Source organism: Pontibacter sp. MBLB2868 (genome assembly GCF_051904785.1).
Classification (GTDB): Bacteria; Bacteroidota; Bacteroidia; order Cytophagales; family Hymenobacteraceae; genus Pontibacter.
Window position 1 is genome coordinate 3,972,630 of record NZ_CP196710.1, and the last position, 20,288, is coordinate 3,992,917.

16 protein-coding genes are annotated in these 20,288 nt (G+C 42.6%); 12 read left to right on the plus strand and 4 right to left on the minus strand.

What is annotated here, in order from left to right; all coding sequences use genetic code 11:
• Positions 1–28: 28 nt before the first annotated feature.
• Both ACSX1A_RS16955 and ACSX1A_RS16960 read right to left on the minus strand, forming a co-directional pair.
• Positions 29–817: a DUF4382 domain-containing protein gene (locus ACSX1A_RS16955; RefSeq protein WP_439880831.1), complete on the minus strand. Its 789-nt coding sequence runs from the start codon at positions 815–817 to the stop codon at positions 29–31.
• Between the two features lie 263 nt (positions 818–1,080).
• A complete protein-coding gene (locus ACSX1A_RS16960; protein WP_439880832.1) occupies positions 1,081–4,104 on the minus strand; it encodes an AsmA family protein in 3,024 nt (1,007 codons plus the stop codon).
• Between the two features lie 136 nt (positions 4,105–4,240).
• On the opposite strand from ACSX1A_RS16960, the gene ACSX1A_RS16965 reads away from it, so the two are divergent.
• The 3 genes from ACSX1A_RS16965 to ACSX1A_RS16975 all read left to right on the plus strand — a co-directional run bounded on the left by ACSX1A_RS16965 (position 4,241) and on the right by ACSX1A_RS16975 (position 7,502).
• Positions 4,241–5,263 (plus strand): PorP/SprF family type IX secretion system membrane protein, encoded by a 1,023-nt coding sequence (locus ACSX1A_RS16965; protein WP_439880833.1) that lies wholly within the window; start codon positions 4,241–4,243, stop codon positions 5,261–5,263.
• A gap of 63 nt (positions 5,264–5,326) precedes the next feature.
• Entirely contained in the window at positions 5,327–6,556 is a 1,230-nt protein-coding gene (gene gldJ / locus ACSX1A_RS16970) for a gliding motility lipoprotein GldJ (protein WP_439880834.1), read from the plus strand.
• Between the two features lie 184 nt (positions 6,557–6,740).
• Positions 6,741–7,502 (plus strand): creatininase family protein, encoded by a 762-nt coding sequence (locus ACSX1A_RS16975; protein ID WP_439880835.1) that lies wholly within the window; start codon positions 6,741–6,743, stop codon positions 7,500–7,502.
• Positions 7,503–7,505: 3 nt separating this feature from the next.
• Here ACSX1A_RS16975 and ACSX1A_RS16980 read toward each other — a convergent pair whose 3' ends face one another.
• Together ACSX1A_RS16980 and ACSX1A_RS16985 are read right to left on the minus strand one after the other, a co-directional pair.
• Positions 7,506–8,675, minus strand: coding sequence for a hypothetical protein (locus ACSX1A_RS16980; protein ID WP_439880836.1), 1,170 nt, complete (start codon positions 8,673–8,675; stop codon positions 7,506–7,508).
• Between the two features lie 94 nt (positions 8,676–8,769).
• Positions 8,770–9,456 carry a ComF family protein gene (locus tag ACSX1A_RS16985; RefSeq protein ID WP_439880837.1) on the minus strand — a complete coding sequence of 229 codons (687 nt, stop codon included), beginning with the start codon at positions 9,454–9,456 and terminating at the stop codon, positions 8,770–8,772.
• Between the two features lie 95 nt (positions 9,457–9,551).
• On the opposite strand from ACSX1A_RS16985, the gene ACSX1A_RS16990 reads away from it, so the two are divergent.
• The 9 genes from ACSX1A_RS16990 (at position 9,552) to ACSX1A_RS17030 (ending at position 20,061) form a co-directional block, all read left to right on the plus strand.
• Positions 9,552–9,905 carry a carboxymuconolactone decarboxylase family protein gene (locus ACSX1A_RS16990; RefSeq protein WP_439880838.1) on the plus strand — a complete coding sequence of 118 codons (354 nt, stop codon included), beginning with the start codon at positions 9,552–9,554 and terminating at the stop codon, positions 9,903–9,905.
• A gap of 42 nt (positions 9,906–9,947) precedes the next feature.
• Positions 9,948–10,304 carry a hypothetical protein gene (locus tag ACSX1A_RS16995; protein WP_439880839.1) on the plus strand — a complete coding sequence of 119 codons (357 nt, stop codon included), beginning with the start codon at positions 9,948–9,950 and terminating at the stop codon, positions 10,302–10,304.
• Between the two features lie 180 nt (positions 10,305–10,484).
• Complete coding sequence (locus ACSX1A_RS17000) at positions 10,485–11,246, plus strand: exodeoxyribonuclease III (RefSeq protein ID WP_439880840.1); 762 nt, start codon at positions 10,485–10,487, stop codon at positions 11,244–11,246.
• A gap of 131 nt (positions 11,247–11,377) precedes the next feature.
• Positions 11,378–14,689: a DUF4175 family protein gene (locus tag ACSX1A_RS17005; protein WP_439880841.1), complete on the plus strand. Its 3,312-nt coding sequence runs from the start codon at positions 11,378–11,380 to the stop codon at positions 14,687–14,689.
• A gap of 30 nt (positions 14,690–14,719) precedes the next feature.
• Positions 14,720–15,145: an ATP-binding protein gene (locus tag ACSX1A_RS17010; protein ID WP_439880842.1), complete on the plus strand. Its 426-nt coding sequence runs from the start codon at positions 14,720–14,722 to the stop codon at positions 15,143–15,145.
• Complete coding sequence (gene ybeY / locus ACSX1A_RS17015; protein WP_439880843.1) at positions 15,129–15,557, plus strand: rRNA maturation RNase YbeY; 429 nt, start codon at positions 15,129–15,131, stop codon at positions 15,555–15,557. Before ACSX1A_RS17010 ends, ybeY begins: the two co-directional genes overlap by 17 nt.
• A gap of 66 nt (positions 15,558–15,623) precedes the next feature.
• Entirely contained in the window at positions 15,624–17,486 is a 1,863-nt protein-coding gene (gene mnmG, locus ACSX1A_RS17020; RefSeq protein ID WP_439880844.1) for a tRNA uridine-5-carboxymethylaminomethyl(34) synthesis enzyme MnmG, read from the plus strand.
• A complete protein-coding gene (locus tag ACSX1A_RS17025; protein WP_439880845.1) occupies positions 17,487–18,374 on the plus strand; it encodes a class I SAM-dependent methyltransferase in 888 nt (295 codons plus the stop codon). It abuts the gene before it with no gap.
• 70 nt (positions 18,375–18,444) lie between these two features.
• Positions 18,445–20,061 (plus strand): Ig-like domain-containing domain, encoded by a 1,617-nt coding sequence (locus ACSX1A_RS17030; protein WP_439880846.1) that lies wholly within the window; start codon positions 18,445–18,447, stop codon positions 20,059–20,061.
• The last annotated feature ends 227 nt before the right edge of the window (positions 20,062–20,288 follow it).

Consider the following 20,288-nt stretch of genomic DNA (forward strand, 5'->3'; position numbering starts at 1 on the left):
TAGTGTTTACTTTTTAAAACGGAGTCTGCTATTCAGGCAGTGCTACAGTACCCAGATCCTTGATCTGATTCTGCGATACGCTCACGTTCTCAACAGTTTTATTGTGGGCATCACCCTCGGTATAAAACTTTACAGTATATGTACCTGCCGGCACTCCTTTGATAAGGAAGTTACCGCTTTCATCGGCAAAGCCACCAATAGTATCGTTAGCAGCAGAGATAACATAAATACCTGGCTCATATTCAACTGGGGTAACTTTACCTTTGATACCCCCGGCTACAGCCTGAGTGATAGTGCGAATAACTGGCTTCAGGTTATACATGCCATTGCCTCTTGGCACTACAGACTTGGCTGCATCAAAGTCCAGTAACAGCACATACGTTACATCACTTTCAAGATCCGCATTGATATCCAGCTTTACACCAGATTGCTGTCCGCTAGGTGTTTTAAGAGGCACAACAGTACCATCTTTTAGTTTTAAGCTGTTATCGTTACCCAAAATAAGTCTGATCTGGGAGATTTTACCAGCAGGCAAAGTTGAACTGGCAAGCAATGTATCATTACCGTTCGCAAAATCAAGCAGGTTATATACACCTGGGTTTATCTCGTCTAAAGTAATCCAGCCAGCATCATCTCCATCAGTCTCTTTGTGCACCTGCACCGACTGTACATCGATGTTAACCTCCTCATAATCACCTGGTGAGTCAGTCATACGAACTTGCATTTTAGCAGTACCTGTGTTGTCACTTTCATTGTCGCAGGCGCTGAACCACACAAGGCAGCCGAGCATTAGCGGAATAAGATGTTTTCTTTTCATGGTAATTGTATGTTTAAGTTATCTGCCAAATATCGGGCAGTAATATGAAGACAAGATGAAGAAACGAAAAACTTCTATTTTTAATTTTATAGCACCTTCACTCATCTTCTCTCTTGGAGGCCATCCAAATTGACAAACGCAAATAATTGCACGAAATTACGTTTCTCCCAAAAAGAAAGATGCCTGAAGCTTGCGCGCCAGGCATCTTTCTCAAAATGTATCAATTAATAATTCAGTTAATTCTAAAAACGCCTAAAATTGTATTAATCCGTACCTGTCTTGGTTGTATCCTGCTTCACAGGCTCTTGCTTCGGTGCTGGTTTTGGCTTAGGCTTCAGAAAATCGCTGATTTTATCTGCAGCCTGCTTCTTGATCTGCTGCTCTGCATCACTGCGTTTCTTCTGTAATTCCTGCAGTGCTTTCTGCTCAGCCTCCATCTTCTTACGGTTCACTTCTGCCTGAATACTATCCTGCAATTGCTGCTTACGTATTTCTACCTGCTTTTTGGCTACATCGAGTTTATTTTCAACAGCTTCCTTTACAAACTCAGTTGCTTTTTCTTTCACTGAGCCACCCGTTAAGGCTACCTTCGGATCAGAGTATGTTCCACCGATATTCAATTTTAGTGTCACACGGTCCGATCCCTGCATATTCTCTTTGCCAAGGATACCTGCTAAGCGCGAGTTAACTTCCCGGCCCACTTTCCCCGACGGTACGTTTAAAGCCGTTACATAATCAATGCCGCCATCTACATTTGTACTACCGCCAACCGACATATCGATGTTGCCAACGCTTACATCGAAAGGCTTTACTACAAACTTGCCATCCACAATCCGTGCATCTATGTATTTATTTTCGATTACAAAGTTTTTCAGATCCTGAAAGTTGGTCAGGCTGCTGATCTTATCCAGGATTGGCACATCTCTAACGGCGGCTTTAAGAACTTTAATAACTCCCTCACCATCTAATGTCTGAAAGACTGGTACCATGTTCTGCCCCAACTCACCTGCAAAGGCAAAATTAGTAGAGAATTTACCTTCCAGCACCTTAGCGATAGGGGCAAACACCTTAACCGTATTGAAAGCTGCAAAAGCTTCTTTAAAGCTAAGATTCTGTATATCCAGTTTCATGTCGAAGAGCGGGTGCAATAAGTCTTTTGTATCATAGCTACCACTGGTGGCAAACGTGGCACCTAGGGTATTAAAAGTAACTTTGTTCAGCCTGGCTGTTTTATCTTTCACTTGCACCTGCCCACTCATATTATTAAGTGTAAGGTTAGAATACAGCACTTTCTTCGCATCAATGTTCAGGGTCACATCCAGGTTCTCCGGCACTTCTACTACGCCTTCTGTAGCTTCATCAGTCGGAGCACCCTCATCAACTACCATCCACTCGTTTACATCAAAACGGTTAGAGCTGATATTAAAATTACCACGCAACGACTGGTTATCAGCCAGCGCATAACCAAGATAGTTTGAGATAGAGCCTGTGGCCTGAATATCACTTTTACCCAGATAGCCGCTCATGCTTTGTATTAAAATACGGTCGTTGTTAAATGTGGCAGCGGCTTTATCAATACGCAAACCGTTTGGCATATCGGTACTTACATACTTCAGATTGTTTACCGCTATCGTACCATTCGCCTGCACATTAGTATACTTTTCTGCTTCTATATCAGACATCTTTCCTTTGGCAGCAACATTTGCCCGGATCACACCCGCCAGTGTGGTATTTTCTATCGGAAAGATCTTGGTCAGTTTGGTAAGGTCAAGTACTCCGTCTACTTTAAAATCAAAGGCGGGCTTATCAATGCCAACTATCAGCGCACGGCCCTCCAGAGGTTCGCCTGCCAGGGCCATTTTAAAGTGCTCAATATTAATGCGGGTATCAACTGTGTTGCCTGTTTTATTCAGGATATTTGCCGCCATGTTCAGGCGCTCAATTGGCTCCGGAAAATCCTTGGACTTCACATATCCGTTCGTCAGTACCATATCAGCATCGATCACCGGCATTTTGGTATCGCTGTAAGTTCCTTTTGCATCGGCATCCACTTTAAGCAAGCCACGAAGCGTCATACCTTCTATCGGGAACACATTTGTAAGCTCCTGCAGGTTCACATTTGCCTTAACGTTTCCATCCACATACATCGGCTCCAGCCCGCGCACCAGCACACGGCCATCAATTGGGTTTTTACCGAACTCCATGTGCATCTGCTTTACATCGATCACTGTTTTGGCCATGTCGCCATCCGGATTATCCACCAGCATGTGCACGTTAATGTTTGTAGCGGCCTGCGGCATGTCCGGGTACTTAAACATAGCATCTACAATTTTTAACTCCGTACCAAAGCCAGGGGTAAGGGTATCGTTAAGTCGTCCTTTAATGTATCCGTCAAAGCTAAGTTTACCATTCGTTTTAATGTCATCAAACTTATCTGAGTACATCCCCGGCACCACCGACAATACACTTTTAAAATCTGCGTCAGTTGCTTTAAAGGTAAGATCCATGGCAATGGTCTCTTCAGGCATCAGAATAGAACCATCAAATTTAAAAGGAAGTGAGTTTAACCGGATACTGTTGTCTTTGAAAGTATAGAGCGACTGGTTAAGATCCATGCTCATGGTTACATCTGCATCCAGCGTGGCATCCTGAATGTACTTCACCCCATCGTACACCATATTAAATTTCTCGGCAGTAGTTTGTGAAACCATGTCGAAAACATCTTTCTCGAAGTCTCCGCTACCTGTGTGGTTTACATTATAACCCTGCAGGCTTAGTGGTATGCTGCGGTCATCGTAAAAAAGGGTACCGTTGTTCACCTCCCATTGCTTGATGGCCAACCTAAAATCTGACGCACCAGTATCGCTTTCTGTGATTGTTGTATCCTCTATAAAAATATCCCAGTTGGCTTTTCCGCTTTTAAGCACAATAAGCCTGACAACCGGTTCGTCTAAAGTAACAGAGTTTATCTTCAGTTCATCGCCGCTGATCACGCTCATCAGGTCCAGGCCCATGAAGAAAGATGGAATCTGTGCCAGCGTATCCGTTTGGAAAGAATCCTTACCAACAACAGAAAGGTTGTCTACGCTAAGCGATAGGTTAGGAAAGCTGCGGAAGAGGGAGAGACTTACATCATCCGTTTCGTAGATCACCTGCGCATTTATATTCTTGGCGATCTCTTTGTCGAGGGCTTGTTTAATTTTATCTTTGAAAAGAACCGGAACCAGTGCTGCCGCGGCAAACAGCAGTGCCAGAAAGATAAAAAAGCCTATTGCTACTTTTTTCATTCGTTAGGGTAGTAGGATATTTAATGATAACAGCTTATAGAAGCTAAACTATATATTTTATAGCTAAAATCGTGCAGAATATTATTAGCTTCTTATTCGATACTCCAGTAAATATAGTTTTACGGATTTGATAAGGATGTTTAACAAGGAATTCAGGAGCCTGTACTACTGCTTTATCCTGTGCTTATGCAGTTTTTCGGCAGGGGCACAGGATGCTCACTTTACACAACAGTATGCCAACAAACTCTACCTGAATCCTGCATTTGCTGGCTTAGACCATACCTGGAGCGTATCGCTGGCACACCGGAACCAGTGGCCTGCCCTGAACGGCTCTTTTATTACAAACCAACTTACCGCCGACTATAAACTAGGAGACACAAAAAGCGCTGTCAGTTTTTTACTGCAACAGGACCGCGCCGGTATTGGAGGATTACAAAAAATACAGGCTACTGCCGGATATGCTTATCACACACGTGTAACTGACACCTGGGCCATGGCGGCCGGCTTGCAGGCAACCTTTGGGCGTTTACAGGTAAATTATGATAACCTTGTTTTCGGGGACCAACTTTCTGATAATGGGCAGGTTGCTGTCACCTCGGCAGAGGCAAACAACTTTGAGCCCAGCAGCTACCTGAGTTTTGCGGTAGGGGGCCTTATTTACTCAGGGCAGTTTTGGGCAGGTTTAAAAGTCGATCATTTAAATAAACCAAATTCCGGGTTTGAAAATGAAACAAAATTACCCTTAACTTACGTTGCTAATGCTGGTTACAAGTTCTATGCAAGATCTTATCAGGAACAGGGTCGCTTATTTGAGTTAAGCTTTACACCATCAGTAACTTATATTCATCAACAAAATTTTAAAAGGCTTGACCTGGGCTTACACACTATATACACACCTCTTACGTTAGGTATTATATATAAAGGCATACCTGCAGTTGCTGAAACCAACCAGGACCAAGTGTTGGCCGTAATAGCAGCTTTACAAATTGAGGCCTTTAAAATAGGCTTCAGCCACGATGTAGGCTTAAGCGGAATAAGCAGTCAGGCAGGCGGTGCTAACGAAATTTCTGTTGTTTTTGAACAACTTGAGATAAATAAACTGTTCAGAGGCCGAAGAGAACGGAAAATTAACAATTCCATTCCTTGTCCGGCATTCTGATTTTAGTTATAATTGCATGTTAATTTACGATACAAGAACCTTATCTAAACTGGGTACTATTTTATGAAGTTTGCAAAGTATCTAACGGTTGTGGCTATGGGGGGGCTCCTCCTGTCATCCTGTTCTAAAGGAAAACAACCAACAAGCAGAGACCCTGGAAATTACAGTTCCGCCACTGGTATAGAATATGGCGAGGACGAAAAGTCCTTTGCGGTGAATGATTATGCTGATATCCAGGGAGGACCGGGTCTTATCTTTATAGAAGGTGGACGTACTGTTTTGGGTTCTATGGAAGAAGATGTAGCTATGACGCGCGATAATATTGAGCGTACTGTTACTGTAGCTTCTTTTTATATGGATGAAACAGAGGTGGCCAACATTCACTGGTTGGAATACCTGCACTACCTGAAGCAGGATTCATTACCGGAAGTATACACTGCTGCCTTGCCAGACACTACAGTTTGGTCGCAGCAACTTTCTTTCAATGACCCTTATGTCACTTATTATCTTCGCTACCCAGGTTTCCGCTTCTTCCCGGTTGTGGGTGTAAGCTGGTTACAGGCAAATGATTATTGCGTTTGGCGTACAGCTAAGGTAAACGAAAATCTGGCTGGCCAAGCTAGCGGAGGAGGCAAGAGAGGCTTGTTCGGCCGTAGAGGTGGCAACGAATCTGCAGAATCTACAAAACCATCTATCGAGTCTGGCTATGTGCTTCCGAATTACCGTCTGCCAACTGAGGCTGAATGGGAATATGCGGCACAAGCTATGATAGGCACGCAGTACTCTGAAGATGAAAACCAAAATAACCGTCGCCTTTATCCTTGGGATGGCCACCAGGTACGTAACCCGTATGGTCGTAAGGAGATGGGTAAGTTCCTGGCTAACTTCAAGCGCGGCCGCGGTGACTACGCCGGTATTGCAGGTGCTCTGAACGATGGTGCCATGATTACTGATTACATCTACAGCTACCCGCCAAACGATTTTGGTCTGTATAACATGGCCGGCAACGTGAACGAGTGGGTACAAGATGTGTATCGTCCGCTTTCTTACGAGGATGTGGAAGACTTAAACCCATTCCGTAGAGACGGTTACCTGGATGAAGCTGAGAACTATGACTCAAGCGTAGGATTCCACTCACTTATTAACGATGAGGTTCGCGTTTATAAAGGTGGTTCCTGGAAAGATGTTGCTTATTGGTTATCTCCTGGTACACGCCGTTTCATGGCTCAGGATTCATCAACAGCAACTATCGGATTCCGTTGCGCCATGATCAACGCTGGCTCTAACAGATAAGAAGTTTAAATACCGAAATATAAAGCAAAAGCCCGGAAGTGATTCCGGGCTTTTGCTTTATATACTATCGTGGCAGGACCCGCTCATCAACTATAAGTATAAATTAAAAGTCTTATTGATTTGCCGCTTGTATCTTTTTTGAAGAAACTATATTTTAAGGCTACTCTATTAAACCTATAAACCCATGAGACCATATATCCTGGCCGAAAGCAACTGGAAACAAATAAAAGAACAGGAAGTAGCCTTAGCTATACTTCCGTGGGGAGCCACAGAAGCTCATAATTTTCATCTGCCTTATGCCACAGATGTAATAGAGGCCGATCATATAGCAGCCGAAGCTGCGAGAATTGCATGGGAGAAAGGGGCAAAGGTAATGGTACTGCCAACAATTCCATTCGGTGTTAACACAGGGCAGGCCGATATTAAACTAGACATTAATTTAAACCCCAGCACACAATTAGCTATACTCCGCGATATTGTAGAGGTGCTGCACCGCCAGAACATTCACAAACTTCTAATTGTAAACAGCCACGGTGGAAATGACTTTAAGCCGATCCTGCGCGAACTGGGGCTGCGCTTCCCGGAGATGTTGTTAGTGAGCAGCAACTGGTTTCAACTGCCTGATAAAAAAGAATACTTCGATGAAAAAGGGGATCACGCCGATGAGATGGAAACAAGCCTTTTACTTTACCTCCGACCTGAGTTGGTTTTACCTTTAGAAGAAGCAGGCGAAGGAACAGAACGGAAATCTAAAATAGCAGGTATCAGAGAAGGATGGGCCTGGTCAGAAAGGCAATGGTCTATGGTTACTGCTGATACTGGAATAGGAAATCCGAAAGCAGCGACCAAAGAAAAAGGAGAGAAATTCTTTAGAGCTGTCACCGGAAAAATGGCAGAACTTTACATCCAGCTGGTAAACGTGGATATACAGGATCGTTATGAGTAAAGGCTACTGCTTTAGCCCTAATTCTTTAAACTCCGCATCAATACGTTGATTCCAACGCTGCTGTGCCACCTGGTCAATGCCATGGCGCGTTTCATTATCATACTGATCCTGCAGGCGGTTCATTTCCCGAAATGACTCAATGTACTGGTATTGGATAATGCTGTTATAATCTGCCAAGTCAAGACTATCTGGCTGTATTTTCTGTTTAAAACGTTCTGCCACCAGTTTTACAATATCAAAGTGCCGCTGCTCGTGGTTCAGGCTATAAGCATCGCGGGCAGCACCCTTTACCCAGGAAGCGCTTTTAACAACAAATACCTTCATCAGCAGCTTCAGGTCAATCACGCCGTCTACCACTTCGCTTTGTCCTTCATAGGAAAAGCCCGGAAACACCGCAGCAGCATATTTACTGGAAGCGTTTGGCGCTCCGGTAAAATCAGCCCAGTTCAGTAAGCGCCTTGCCCCATAAAAGACAGTATCACCTGCCTCATGCGGAATATAATCCTGAAAACTAACTTTTATCGCCTTCGCAAATAATTCATTCCTGTTGGCTTCCTGGTCGATCCAGGTATTAAAATATTGTAATCCGGCTACAAGCGATTGCCTGAGCGTTGGCTCTACCACATCGTGCTGACTGGCTGGCCTGCTGTATCTTGCCCCGCCTCTGAACTCAATTAAAGGAATTTGCTCGCTTTCACGTTGCATCAAGTCGAAGGCCATATGCACTGCCACTGTACCATTCACACGACCTTTAGCTCCCGCAGATTCCTTTAATTGCACTTCTTTCAGGCGTACAACTATAGGTCGTAGTTTAGTATCCTGCTTTAAGCTTTTGTTTACATACTGCCTGATCGCCGTTAATCCGCCTCCTTGTAAATCAACGGGTAGGGTAGAAGTAGCCGGAGAGGCTGTAGTTGGCAGGGGCAAAAGATATGCTACAGCCTCTCTATTGCTTCGCTCATCTACTATTTCAGCAATATAAAATTCTTTAGGAGTAAAAGGCATTGGTTCGGTACGCAGTACCAAAGGTTCTATGTTGCCTTTTGGCTGTCCTGCCCCCCATAGTAAAATTACAACTAAAGCAAGCACTGCCCATAAAGCTAGTTTATAGCTGAAGTGAATGGCAGCGATACTATTCCTGTAATTAATCATTGATCTACTACGACTTTTCATTATGCTTTGACGCGAGAAGAGTGTCTAATATCAGCTGTAACAACAATTTGCTGTACTTCAGTTCTTTCTGATACTAACGCTTTTACCTTTGATTTTATGCGGCTGCTATGGCTACTACGCTCACTTCCTGAGCACCGGCTGCCAGTAAAGCCACCGCACATGCTTCGAGAGTAGCCCCTGTTGTCATCACATCATCTACTAAAAGAATGCGCTTGCCGTGTAACATTTGCCCCTGACTTACCTGGAACACTTCCTCTACGTTTTGCCATCTATCCAGTCGATTTTTTCGGGTTTGAGTTCCTGTATCTATTGTCCTTCTTATGGCATGTGCCTGTAGTGGAAGAGCCATACTTCCTGACAAGCCTCGGGCAAAGCATTCGGACTGGTTATACCCTCTACGCCTAAGTTTATCTTTGTGCAGGGGCACAGGCACGATCAGGTCAAAGTGCGCTGCATAATGATGATCAAACAGGAGGGAGCCATACCGCTGCCCCAGGTGTTCACCTAGTTCCTGCGCCCCCTTGTACTTTAGCTTATGTAGCAGGCGCTGTACACGGCCCTTTGGCATAAAGTGCAGGTAAGAAAAAGCGAATCGCACCGGTACCTTGCCCCAGAACCTCCTTTGAAATGGGTTCAGCTCCGTTGCCCCATGCACATGACTATCTGTGTAAGGCAGCTTTATACTGCAGTTCGTACAGATGTATTTCTCCCCGCGTGCCATTGCTCCATCACAAGCATAGCAGCTTTCCGGGAACAAAAGCGAAATCAGGTCTTCAAACATTGGCAGGGAGCACTGGTTTAAGGTATTATGGTTAATTTCTTGTAACTTTATAGTTAAACTTTTTAAAGCTAATTAACCGATAAGCACACATAACAATGAGTTTAGTAGAAGAATTCAATGACTACCGCACGCGCATGAATGAGCGCATCATGTCTTATGACAATAAAGTAATTAAGCGTTTCTTTAACCTGGACACAAATACTTACATGGACGGTGCCCTGGAGGTAAAGACCAAAGAAATGCTGGGGTTGGTTGCCTCTATGGTACTACGCTGCGACGACTGCATTAAATATCACGTTGGCAAATGCTACGAAGAAGGTGTTACCGATGAGCAGATCATGGAGATTTTCTCTATTGCAAACCTGGTGGGAGGATCCATCGTGATACCACATTTCCGCCGCGCCGTAGAATACTGGGAAGAGTTAAAAGAACGCGGAAGTGCCGAATAAACAGTAGCAACAATTAGTAAACCATACGTAGCAGCAAGTAAGATGAAGTTAGATCTTGAATCTGATAATTTAGAACATAACTGGACCCAGCTACGAGCCGCTTTAATGAAACAGTTCGGCAAGAAACCAGATATGAATGCTATCCTGTTTCTAATCGGCATTCAGGAGCTTGGTTTGGGTATCCGGGAGTTTACCAAAGAAGAAAAACAAGACCTGATGCACATTGCCACCTGCAAAGTGTTTAGCCTGTCAGGTTTTTATGAGTATACTGGCCTGGACGAAGAGGGCTGGCCCCACTATAAAGCCGTGAAATCTATTCCGTTTGCCAACCTGAGGGAGCAGGAAAATATGCTGAAATGGCATGTAATTGAGTATTTCAGACAATCTGAAGAAGCTTAGATTTTTAAGAATTCCGTATCACGTATTTTTAAGGCTGCCTATTTTTTCCTACCCGTATCCTTAGTTAGGAATAGGAGTGATGATAGGAGCAGGAGGTTGAGGACTTTATATTTCATTAGTTTGTATTTATTGTTTTAGTACCTGATACGAAATACGTGCTGCGCGCTACCAATTTCACCCATGAAAATAATTACGTATAATGTTAATGGCATTCGTGCCGCTCTTACCAAAGGTTTCGACCAGTGGTTACAGGCCGCTAACCCTGATGTGCTCTGCTTGCAGGAGATCAAAGCCGACGAATCAAAATTTGACAAAGCTATATTTGAGGATCTGGGCTACCATGTTTACATACACCCGGCAGTAAAAAAAGGCTACAGTGGTGTGGCAATTCTTTCTAAAGAGAAACCACAACATGTGGAAGTAGGTTGCGGTATGGAATGCTACGATGTAGAAGGACGCGTTTTACGTGCTGATTACGGCGATGTATCTGTCATGAGCGTATACATGCCTTCAGGATCAAGCGGAGAAGATCGTCAGAATTTCAAATTTCAATGGATGGATGATTTCTATGGCTATATAGGTGATCTTAAAAATACCTTACCAGGTTTGGTAGTAAGTGGGGATTACAACATATGCCATCAAGCTATCGACATCCACAATCCGAAGTCAAATGCGAATAGCTCTGGCTTTTTGCCCGAAGAGCGAAGCTGGATGAGCAAGTTCATAGACAGTGGCTTTATCGACTCTTTCAGGCACTTTAATACGGAGCCACATAACTATACTTGGTGGAGTTACAGAGCAGGTGCACGCAACAAAAATCTTGGTTGGCGTATTGATTATAATATGGCCACCGAAAATCTGCGAGGACGGTTAACGCGCTCTGCCATACTTACAGAGGCTAAGCACTCTGATCATTGTCCAGTTTTACTGGAAATAGATTAAAATCTATTGAGTATAGTTATACTTAGAATACTATTCCAAAGATCTTTTCGTATTATATTACAGCACGTTAAGCATCTTTAGTTAATTTACAACTATAGCAGCAATAGAAATTAAAATGTAGCATTTAGAGCATGAAACAAAACGATGCACTGGATCAGCTGCTGCATCAGCTGCAGGAGTTCAAAAAGAAATTCTACCTGAACATGTTGCTTAGGGGTAGTATTTTCGCGCTTGGACTCCTGCTTTCTATTTACATTGTTTATAGTCTGCTAGAATATCTATTCTATTTCCCGGCTTATGTTCGGGCTTTTCTGCTTTTCTCTTTTATCGCCCTTGCTGTTTATGTTTTTGTTCGCTGGATAGCCCTACCCATTTCGGCTCTTGCTAATCTAAGGAAAATACTGACCGATGAACAGGCAGCGCTGCAAGTGGGTACACATTATCCTGAGATCAGCGATAAGTTGCTTAATGCCATCCAGTTAAAGCATTTTGACAGAACAAATGCCCTTATTGCCGCTAGCATAGAGCAACGCAGCAGCCAACTACTCCACTTCAGATTTAAAGAAGCTGTTACTTATAAGGAGAACAGGCCGCTTTTGAAATATGTGGCCCTGCCTGCTGTAGTCGCGCTGCTGATCGTGCTGTTATACCCTACCATTTTTGTGCAGGGAACCGAGCGCATCATCAACTATAAAAGGTATTATGCTCCTCTTGCTCCATTTAGGTTTGCTGTTAAAAATGATAAATTAGAAACGTATAGGGGAGAAGATTTTGATTTAAAGGTTACCATTGAAGGCGAAGCCATACCTGACGAAATATTTGTTAACTATAGCGGCAGACGTCAGAAACTTAATCAAAAAGCTGATGGCAGTTATACTTATACATTCAAGCAACCTCAAAAATCAATTGACTTTGAGTTAGAAGGTTCTGGCTTTACTTCTGATACCTATCACCTGGAATTGCTTTCACGTCCTAATTTAAAGGACTTCTACCTGGAGATTGAGTACCCGGATTACCTGAAGCGAAAGCCAGAACTCATTCAGAACACCGGCAATGCCACTATACCAGAAGGCAGTACTGTTAACTGGCACTTTAAGGCAACCGATACTGAAAGCATCAAGCTTGCCTTCGAAGAACCTGCACAAGCTCTGAGTACGAGCAAGGAGGGTGAAAACTTTAACGCAAGTAAAAAATTCAGCAGGAGCCAGGCGTATAGCATAAAGCTCCAGAATGAGCACAGCGCAAACAAAGACCCTATCTCATACCAGATCACTACCATACCTGATCGCTTACCACAGATCAGTCTGGAGCAATACCAAGATACTTCCCTTTATACATTTTTAGTTCTTGGAGGCGATGTATCAGATGATTATGGCCTGACACGCCTTGCACTAAACTACCGCATCAGCAGCAACAATTCTCCTCAGGCAAAGTATAAAAGTATAGCACTGCCTCTCAATAAACAGCAGCTCAACCAAACCTATTATTACCAATGGAACACTGCTACGCTTAATTTACAACCTGGTGATAAAGTAGAATACTATGTACAGGTATGGGATAACGATGCCATAAATGGTCCTAAAAGCGCCCGTACCCGTAGTTTTCAACTCAAAGTACCTGATAAACGCGAACTTCAGAAAGAATTAAATAATAACTCCCAATCTGTAGCCAGCCAGATGAGCAAAACCCTTGAAAAGGCAACTCAGCTGCAAAAAGAGCTCTCCAGATCGGAGGAAAAGATGAAAATGAAGCGCGACCTGAACTGGCAGGATAAAAAGCAGATAGAGGACCTGATGGAGAAGAAAAAGCAGCTGGAGCAGGACATCTCTTCTATGAAGGAGCTTTTTAAGGAGCTGAACAAAAAACAGAACATGCTGAGTGAGCAGGACAAGCAGCTAGCAGAGAAAGCACAGCAACTGCAAAAACTAATGGATGAACTGCTCGACCCTGAGACGAAGAAACTCTATGAGGAATTGGATAAGCTGTTACAGCAGCAGCAACCGAACAATGAAGAGCTACAGAAACTTTTGAGCAAACTTGATAACAAGGAACGTAACCTGGAAAAGGAAATTGAGCGTGCCCTGGAGTTATTTAAACAGCTACAGTTTGAGCAAAAGTTAGATAACCTGACAGATAAACTGCAGGAAATGGCGAAAGACCAGAAGCAGCTCTCGGACAAAACCGAACAAAAGCAGGAGGACAATAACCAGTTACAAGAGCAGCAAAAGGATCTACAGCAGCAGTTTGAAGATGTGAAGGAGCAGATGAAAGAGCTGAAAGACCTGAACGATAAACTGGACAGCCCTAACTCGCTTGATGAGCAACAACAGCAGAAGGATCAGGAGGGGGTAGAGCAGGACATGCAGCAAAGCCAGGAACAGCTTCAGAAAAAGCAGAATAAGAAGGCTAGCGACTCACAGCAGAAGGCTGGACAAAAAATGGAGAAAATGGCCCAGCAGATGGAAGACATGAAAAGCTCTATGGGCATGTCCGGTATGCAGCAGAACCTGGATGACCTGCGTGATATACTCGAGAACCTTATTAAGCTTTCTTTTGATCAGGAAGGTTTGATGAAGGAGTTCCGGGAAGTAAACCAAAGTGATCCACGTTTTATAGCATTGTCACAACAACAGCTAAATTTGCGTGATAATGCCCAGGTTGTAGAAGATAGCTTGTTCTCGCTGGCTAAAAAGGTATTTCAGATTCAATCGTTCGTAACCAGAGAGGTTGCAGCCATGAACGAAAGCATGGATAATAGCATGCACGAGCTTCAGGAACGGAACATTGGTCGTGCAACTGCTCAGCAACAATTAGCCATGACCAGCATGAACAATCTGGCATTGATGCTGAATGATGCACTTAAGCAAATGCAACAGGCCATGCAGCAAATGAAAGGCGGAATGGCTGGAAAACAGAAAGGAAACAAACCAATGCCTGGCAATATGGGGAAATTGCAGCAGCAGTTGAATAAAAAAATAGAAGATTTGAAAAAAGGTGGCAAGTCAGGTAAGGCACTTTCTGAAGAATTAGCTAAATTGGCTGCTGAGCAGGAGGCTATCCGAAATGCCTTGAAAGAATTAGAGAAACAAGGTAAAAAACCTGGCGAAAATGGCAAGAATGGCCAACTGGGAAATATCAGTAAGATGATGGAACAAAGCGAGACTGATCTCGTTAATAAACGTTTGACTGAACAGACCATTATGCGCCAGCGTGAGATATTAACAAGGCTACTAGAAGCTGAGAAGTCAGTGAAAGAGCGTGAAATTGATAACAAACGGGAAGCAAAAACTGCACAGGAGATAGCACGTAAAGTTCCTCCTTCGTTTGAGAAATATTTAAGAGCAAAAGAAAAACAGACTGAGTTACTCAAGACAATACCGCCTGCCTTAACACCGTATTACAAGCAGAAGGTTAATGAGTATTTTCAGAATATTAGCAAATAACAAGCACCTATTTTACACTTAACGATTAATATGAATCAGGTAAAAATTCAGATTCCGTCGCTAATCGAGAACATCCGAGTTATTGAAAGTTTTATTGATAATTCTAAAGATGAATTCGAGTTTGAAGATGATATCTATGGTAACATCATGGTTGCTGTTACGGAGTCTGTGAACAATGCCATCCGTCACGGAAATAAGTTTGATAAGGATAAAAACGTATACCTCACCCTTCAGGTAGAACAGAATCAGTTGTCTTTCGAGATCGAAGATGAAGGTCCGGGATTCGATTATGAGAATCTGCCAGACCCAACTGCTCCTGAAAACCTTGAGAATCCTGGTGGTCGTGGCATATTCCTTATGCGTAACCTCTGCGATGAAGTTAATTTTTTAAACGAAGGCAAACGAGTACAATTAATCTTTAACATCACACCATCTCATAATGGAACATCCCATTGAGTTCTTTAGTGAAGACATAGAGTTTGAGCTAAAGAACCCGGACCTGGTTTCTGAATGGATTGAAACTGTAATCAACCAACACGGACAAGAATTAACTAATCTTACTTACATCTTCTGTTCCGACGATTACCTTCACGAGATCAACGTTGAGTATCTAGACCACGACACGCTCACAGATATCATCACCTTCAATAATGCCGACGAAGAAGGCACTGTTGAAGGTGATATTTTTATAAGCATAGATCGAATTCGTGATAATGCTCACGATCATGGCACTGCTTTTGAAGATGAACTCCATCGGGTTATCATTCATGGCGTGCTTCACCTACTTGGTTTTAAAGACAAAACCAAAGAGGAAGAGGTGCTTATGCGTAAACAAGAAGATTCTTCCTTATCTTTGCGAAAGTTTTAATTGCAAAAAGGAATTACCAACCCCCAGACGATGTTTCACGTGAAACGTCTCTAAATCCAGAAATACATGTTTCCAGAATACGATGTAATAGTAGTTGGAGCCGGTCATGCAGGTTGCGAAGCAGCGGCTGCAGCGGCTAAAATGGGCTCGAAGGTGTTATTGGCCACCATGAACATGAATACAATTGCACAAATGTCTTGCAACCCAGCAATGGGAGGTGTAGCAAAAGGACAGATTGTGCGCGAAGTAGATGCATTAGGCGGAATGAGTGGTATCATTACTGATAAAACAATGATACAGTTCCGGATGCTGAACAAGTCAAAAGGTCCTGCCATGTGGAGCCCAAGAGCTCAAAGCGATCGTATGCGTTTTGCAGAAGCCTGGAGACTGACTTTGGAAGAAACAGCGAATGTGGATTTCTGGCAAGAGATGGTAACTGGCATCGTAGTAGAGAATGGAAAGGCTTCAGGAGTACGCACTAGCCTGGGGATAACTATACGTGGAAAGGCTGTTGTTTTAACGAACGGCACCTTTTTGAATGGAATTATCCACATCGGAGAGAAGCAACTTGGTGGTGGAAGAGCAGCAGAAAAATCAGCAAAAGGTATAACAGAACAACTGATAGAGCTCGGGTTTGAAGCAGGCCGTATGAAAACCGGAACGCCACCTCGTGTGGACGGCAGAAGCCTGGACTATTCAAAAATGGAGGAGCAGTTTGGAGATGAGAAACCATCGAAGTTTTCTTATACAGATACAGAGCCCCTCGCATCGCAACGTAGCTGCTATATAACCTATACAAATCCGGAGGTACATGAGATACTGAAAACCGGATTCGAAAAATCGCCAATGTTTCAAGGCCGTATCCAGGGACTTGGACCTCGCTATTGTCCATCAATAGAGGATAAGATTAACCGGTTTGCCGACAGAGACAGACACCAGATCTTTGTAGAACCGGAAGGTTGGAACACGGTAGAAGTATACGTGAATGGATTCTCTAGTTCATTACCTGAAGATGTACAGTTAAAAGCTTTGCAAAAAATAGAAGGCTTTGAGAATGCTAAAATGTTCAGACCAGGATATGCTATAGAGTATGACTTCTTCCCACCAACACAGCTAAACCTCACACTGGAGACAAAGCTTGTTAGTAACCTTTACTTTGCCGGTCAAATAAACGGAACGACAGGATATGAGGAAGCAGCCTGTCAGGGATTAATGGCTGGTATAAATGCCCACAACAAAATCAATAACAAAGAGCCATTCGTATTAAAACGATCAGAAGCTTATATCGGAGTTCTGATTGACGACCTGGTAAACAAAGGCACTGAAGAACCTTACCGTATGTTTACTTCACGTGCTGAACATCGCATTTTACTACGCCAGGATAATGCGGATATCCGTTTAACAAGGATGGGTTATGAGCTTGGCCTAGCAGATGAAAGCCGTCTGAAAGCTGTGGATAAGAAGATAGAAGAAACAGGAGAAATCATCGCATACTTAAATAATAAGCCGATTGAGCCTGAAGATATCAACAGCATGCTGGAGGCCTTAGGATCCGCACCAATCACTGAAAAGCAACGTGCCGGGCAATTGATCAAACGACCTAACGTTGAGATAGAAAATATAGCTGCTGCTGTGCCAGCAGTAGCAGAATATCTGAGTAAGTTTAAACCAGATAGCGTAGAGCAGGCAGGTATAGCTGTAAAGTATGAGAGCTATATTGAAAAAGAATACGCCATGGCCAGCAAGATGAGCGAGTTGGAAAACTACCTGATCAAAGACAAAATCAATTATCGGAACATACCTGCCTTGTCGGCAGAGGCAAAAGAAAAACTACTGAAAGTACAGCCTGAAACAATTGGCCAGGCTTCTAGAATTAGTGGAGTAACGCCAGCCGACATTTCAGTGTTAATGGTATACCTGGGAAAATAAATGAGCTACGAAAGACTGGAACAATGCCCGATCTGTGGTAAGGAAGAGTTCAAAAATTTTTTAGTAGTTACTGATAATACTGTCTCAAAGGAAAGCTTTGTAATAGTGGAGTGTGAGAATTGTTCTTTTAAATTCACTAATCCCAGGCCTGACAATGAGAGTATAGGAAGCTATTATGAATCAGAAGACTATATCTCGCACAGCAACACAAAAACAGGGATTATCAACAGAGCGTACCATGTGGTTCGGTCAATAACCACGAAACAAAAAGTGGAGCTTATTAACAAATATGCTCCCGCAAAAGGGGCTGTACTAGACTATGGTTGTGGTACAGGAGTTTTCCTGCAGGCTTGTAAAAAAGACGGATGGCAGATACGCGGAGTGGAGCCAAGTGAAAAAGCAAGGGAGATAGCATCAAAGGAAACAGAACAACAGATCGCAGCAGATCTTACAGAACTTGAAGGTGAGAAGTTTGAAGTTATCACCATGTGGCATGTGCTGGAACATATCCATTCGTTGAATGAAACCATGAGCCAATTAGTGGACAAACTTCAGGACGATGGAACAATTGTAATAGCTGTGCCTAACGCTGACTCTCATGATGCGCAACTTTATAAAGAGAATTGGGCAGCCTATGATGTGCCCCGCCATCTTTACCATTTTACTCAGACAACAATGAAACGTTTTCTGAAAAAGCATAAGCTGATACTGGAGGAAGTGCACCCAATGAAATTCGATGCTTATTATGTAAGTATGTTAAGCGAGAAGCATAAAGAGGGTAAGACGAAAATGATCAATAGTATGATGAACGGTTTTAAATCGAATAGTTATGCAGAGAAAAATGGCAAGGATTATTCGAGCTTAATTTTTATAGCAAAGAAAAAATAGATATCAACTAAAAACAGTGTAAAAGGCAAGCGAAAGTTTGCCTCTTTTACTTTTATAAAACAGGTAAATAATGAAGTTAGGGCAGATTACATTAATCTTATCAACACTATTTGGTGTAGCAGCATGTGCCAGTATAAGCGCACCGGAAGGAGGACCTAAAGACGAAACACCTCCTAAATTGGTAAGCAGTAATCCACAAGATCAGGCGCTGAATGTAAAGTCAAAAACAATAACGCTGGTATTTGATGAAGAGGTGCAACAAAATAATCTTCAGAAAGAACTCATCATTACTCCAAACACTCAAAACAAGTATAAAGTAAAAACTGATAAGAACCAGATAAGCCTGGAGTTTGATAAACCTTTGCTTGATAATACTACCTACTCATTGAGTTTCAGAGAAGGGATCACGGATATAACTGAAAAAAATAAAGCCAAGGATCTGCGCATTTCGTTCAGCACGGGTAGCTACATTGACTCAAGCAAAGTGAGTGGAACAGTGGTGAACCTTAAAACGCAGAAGCCCGAACAAAAAGCAATAGTTGCGTTGTATCCGACAAATGATACGTTGAGCATCAGGAAAAACAGGCCCTATTATCAAACTGAAACAGATGCTTCGGGAAACTTCAAAATGACGAACATCAAAGCGGGCGAGTATAGAATTTATGCGCTGGCAGAGAAGAACAATAACTACTTCTACGATAATGAAGAAGAGAAAATAGGGTATTTAGCAGGGCCAATCAAAATTACTCCCACTACAGAACCAGTTAAACTAGAATTAACAAAGTTCGATACAAAGAAACCTATCCTGCTACGAAGAGATCAGTATACAGATAGATTTGTAGCAAACTATAATGAAGGGATAAGGTCAATAAAAGTTAAGCAACAGGCAGCCCCAAAAGACTCATTAAGCTACAAAATAGGAGTAGATGGAAAGGCAGTAGAACTGTTTAAAACTGAGAAATTCAAAGGTGGAAAAACAATAATCTCAGCTGTTGATTCCTCAGGCAATATAGCCTCTGATACGCTTGAATTAAAATTTGAAGGTAAAAGAGCACAAAGTATAAAAGGAGCAAAATTAAAAGTTGTGAACACAGCAAAAGGCACAACCGCCTATACTGTAGGAGCACCGGTAACGGTAGAACTGGAGACACCGGTTAAAGTTATCGGCAAGGAGCCTATCTCGATCAAGGCAGATTCTACTGTAATAGCTAAGATCAAATATCCTGAGGAAATTTCAGTAGACCCTACAGGTACAGAGCTGACTTTTAAAATGCCTAAAATCAGTGGCAACAGAAAACAATTGACAGTTACGTTAGATAGTACTTTGATCAAGCCAATAGAAGGAAAAAGTTTAAGTTTCACACCATTACCTTTGACACTGGAAGAAAGTGGTGGAACAGGAAATATAAACGGAAAAATAACTACAAAGTATACCTCCTTTATTATACAGTTGCTTACCCCAGAGTACAAGCTGGTGAAAGAAGTAAAGGATAAGAAGAACTTTCAGTTTAAAAATATAAGCCCGGGATCATATCTTATTCGTGTGTTAGTAGACGAGAACAATAACAAGAAATGGGATCAGGGTACTCCAGATTTAGAAAAAATACCCGAGAAGGTATACATCTATCCAAAACCAATAGATGTTAGAGCAAATTGGGATATTGAAGATATTGTTCTGGAATTCTAATTTAGAAAAACCAAACAAAAAGGGAGGCTGCTACAGTCTCCCTTTTTTATTGCCTAAACAAATCAAGCACCTCTTAAGCAGAGTGTCTGCTAGCAAAAGGAAAACTTATAAAGCAGGATCCTGCGTAATAAAATCAAAGAGATTTAATCCTTCCCTAGAACAGCCTTCAAAGGCAGCGACTCCTTTCAATATATTAGAGTGTAAAGAGTACAGAATATTACGCAAAA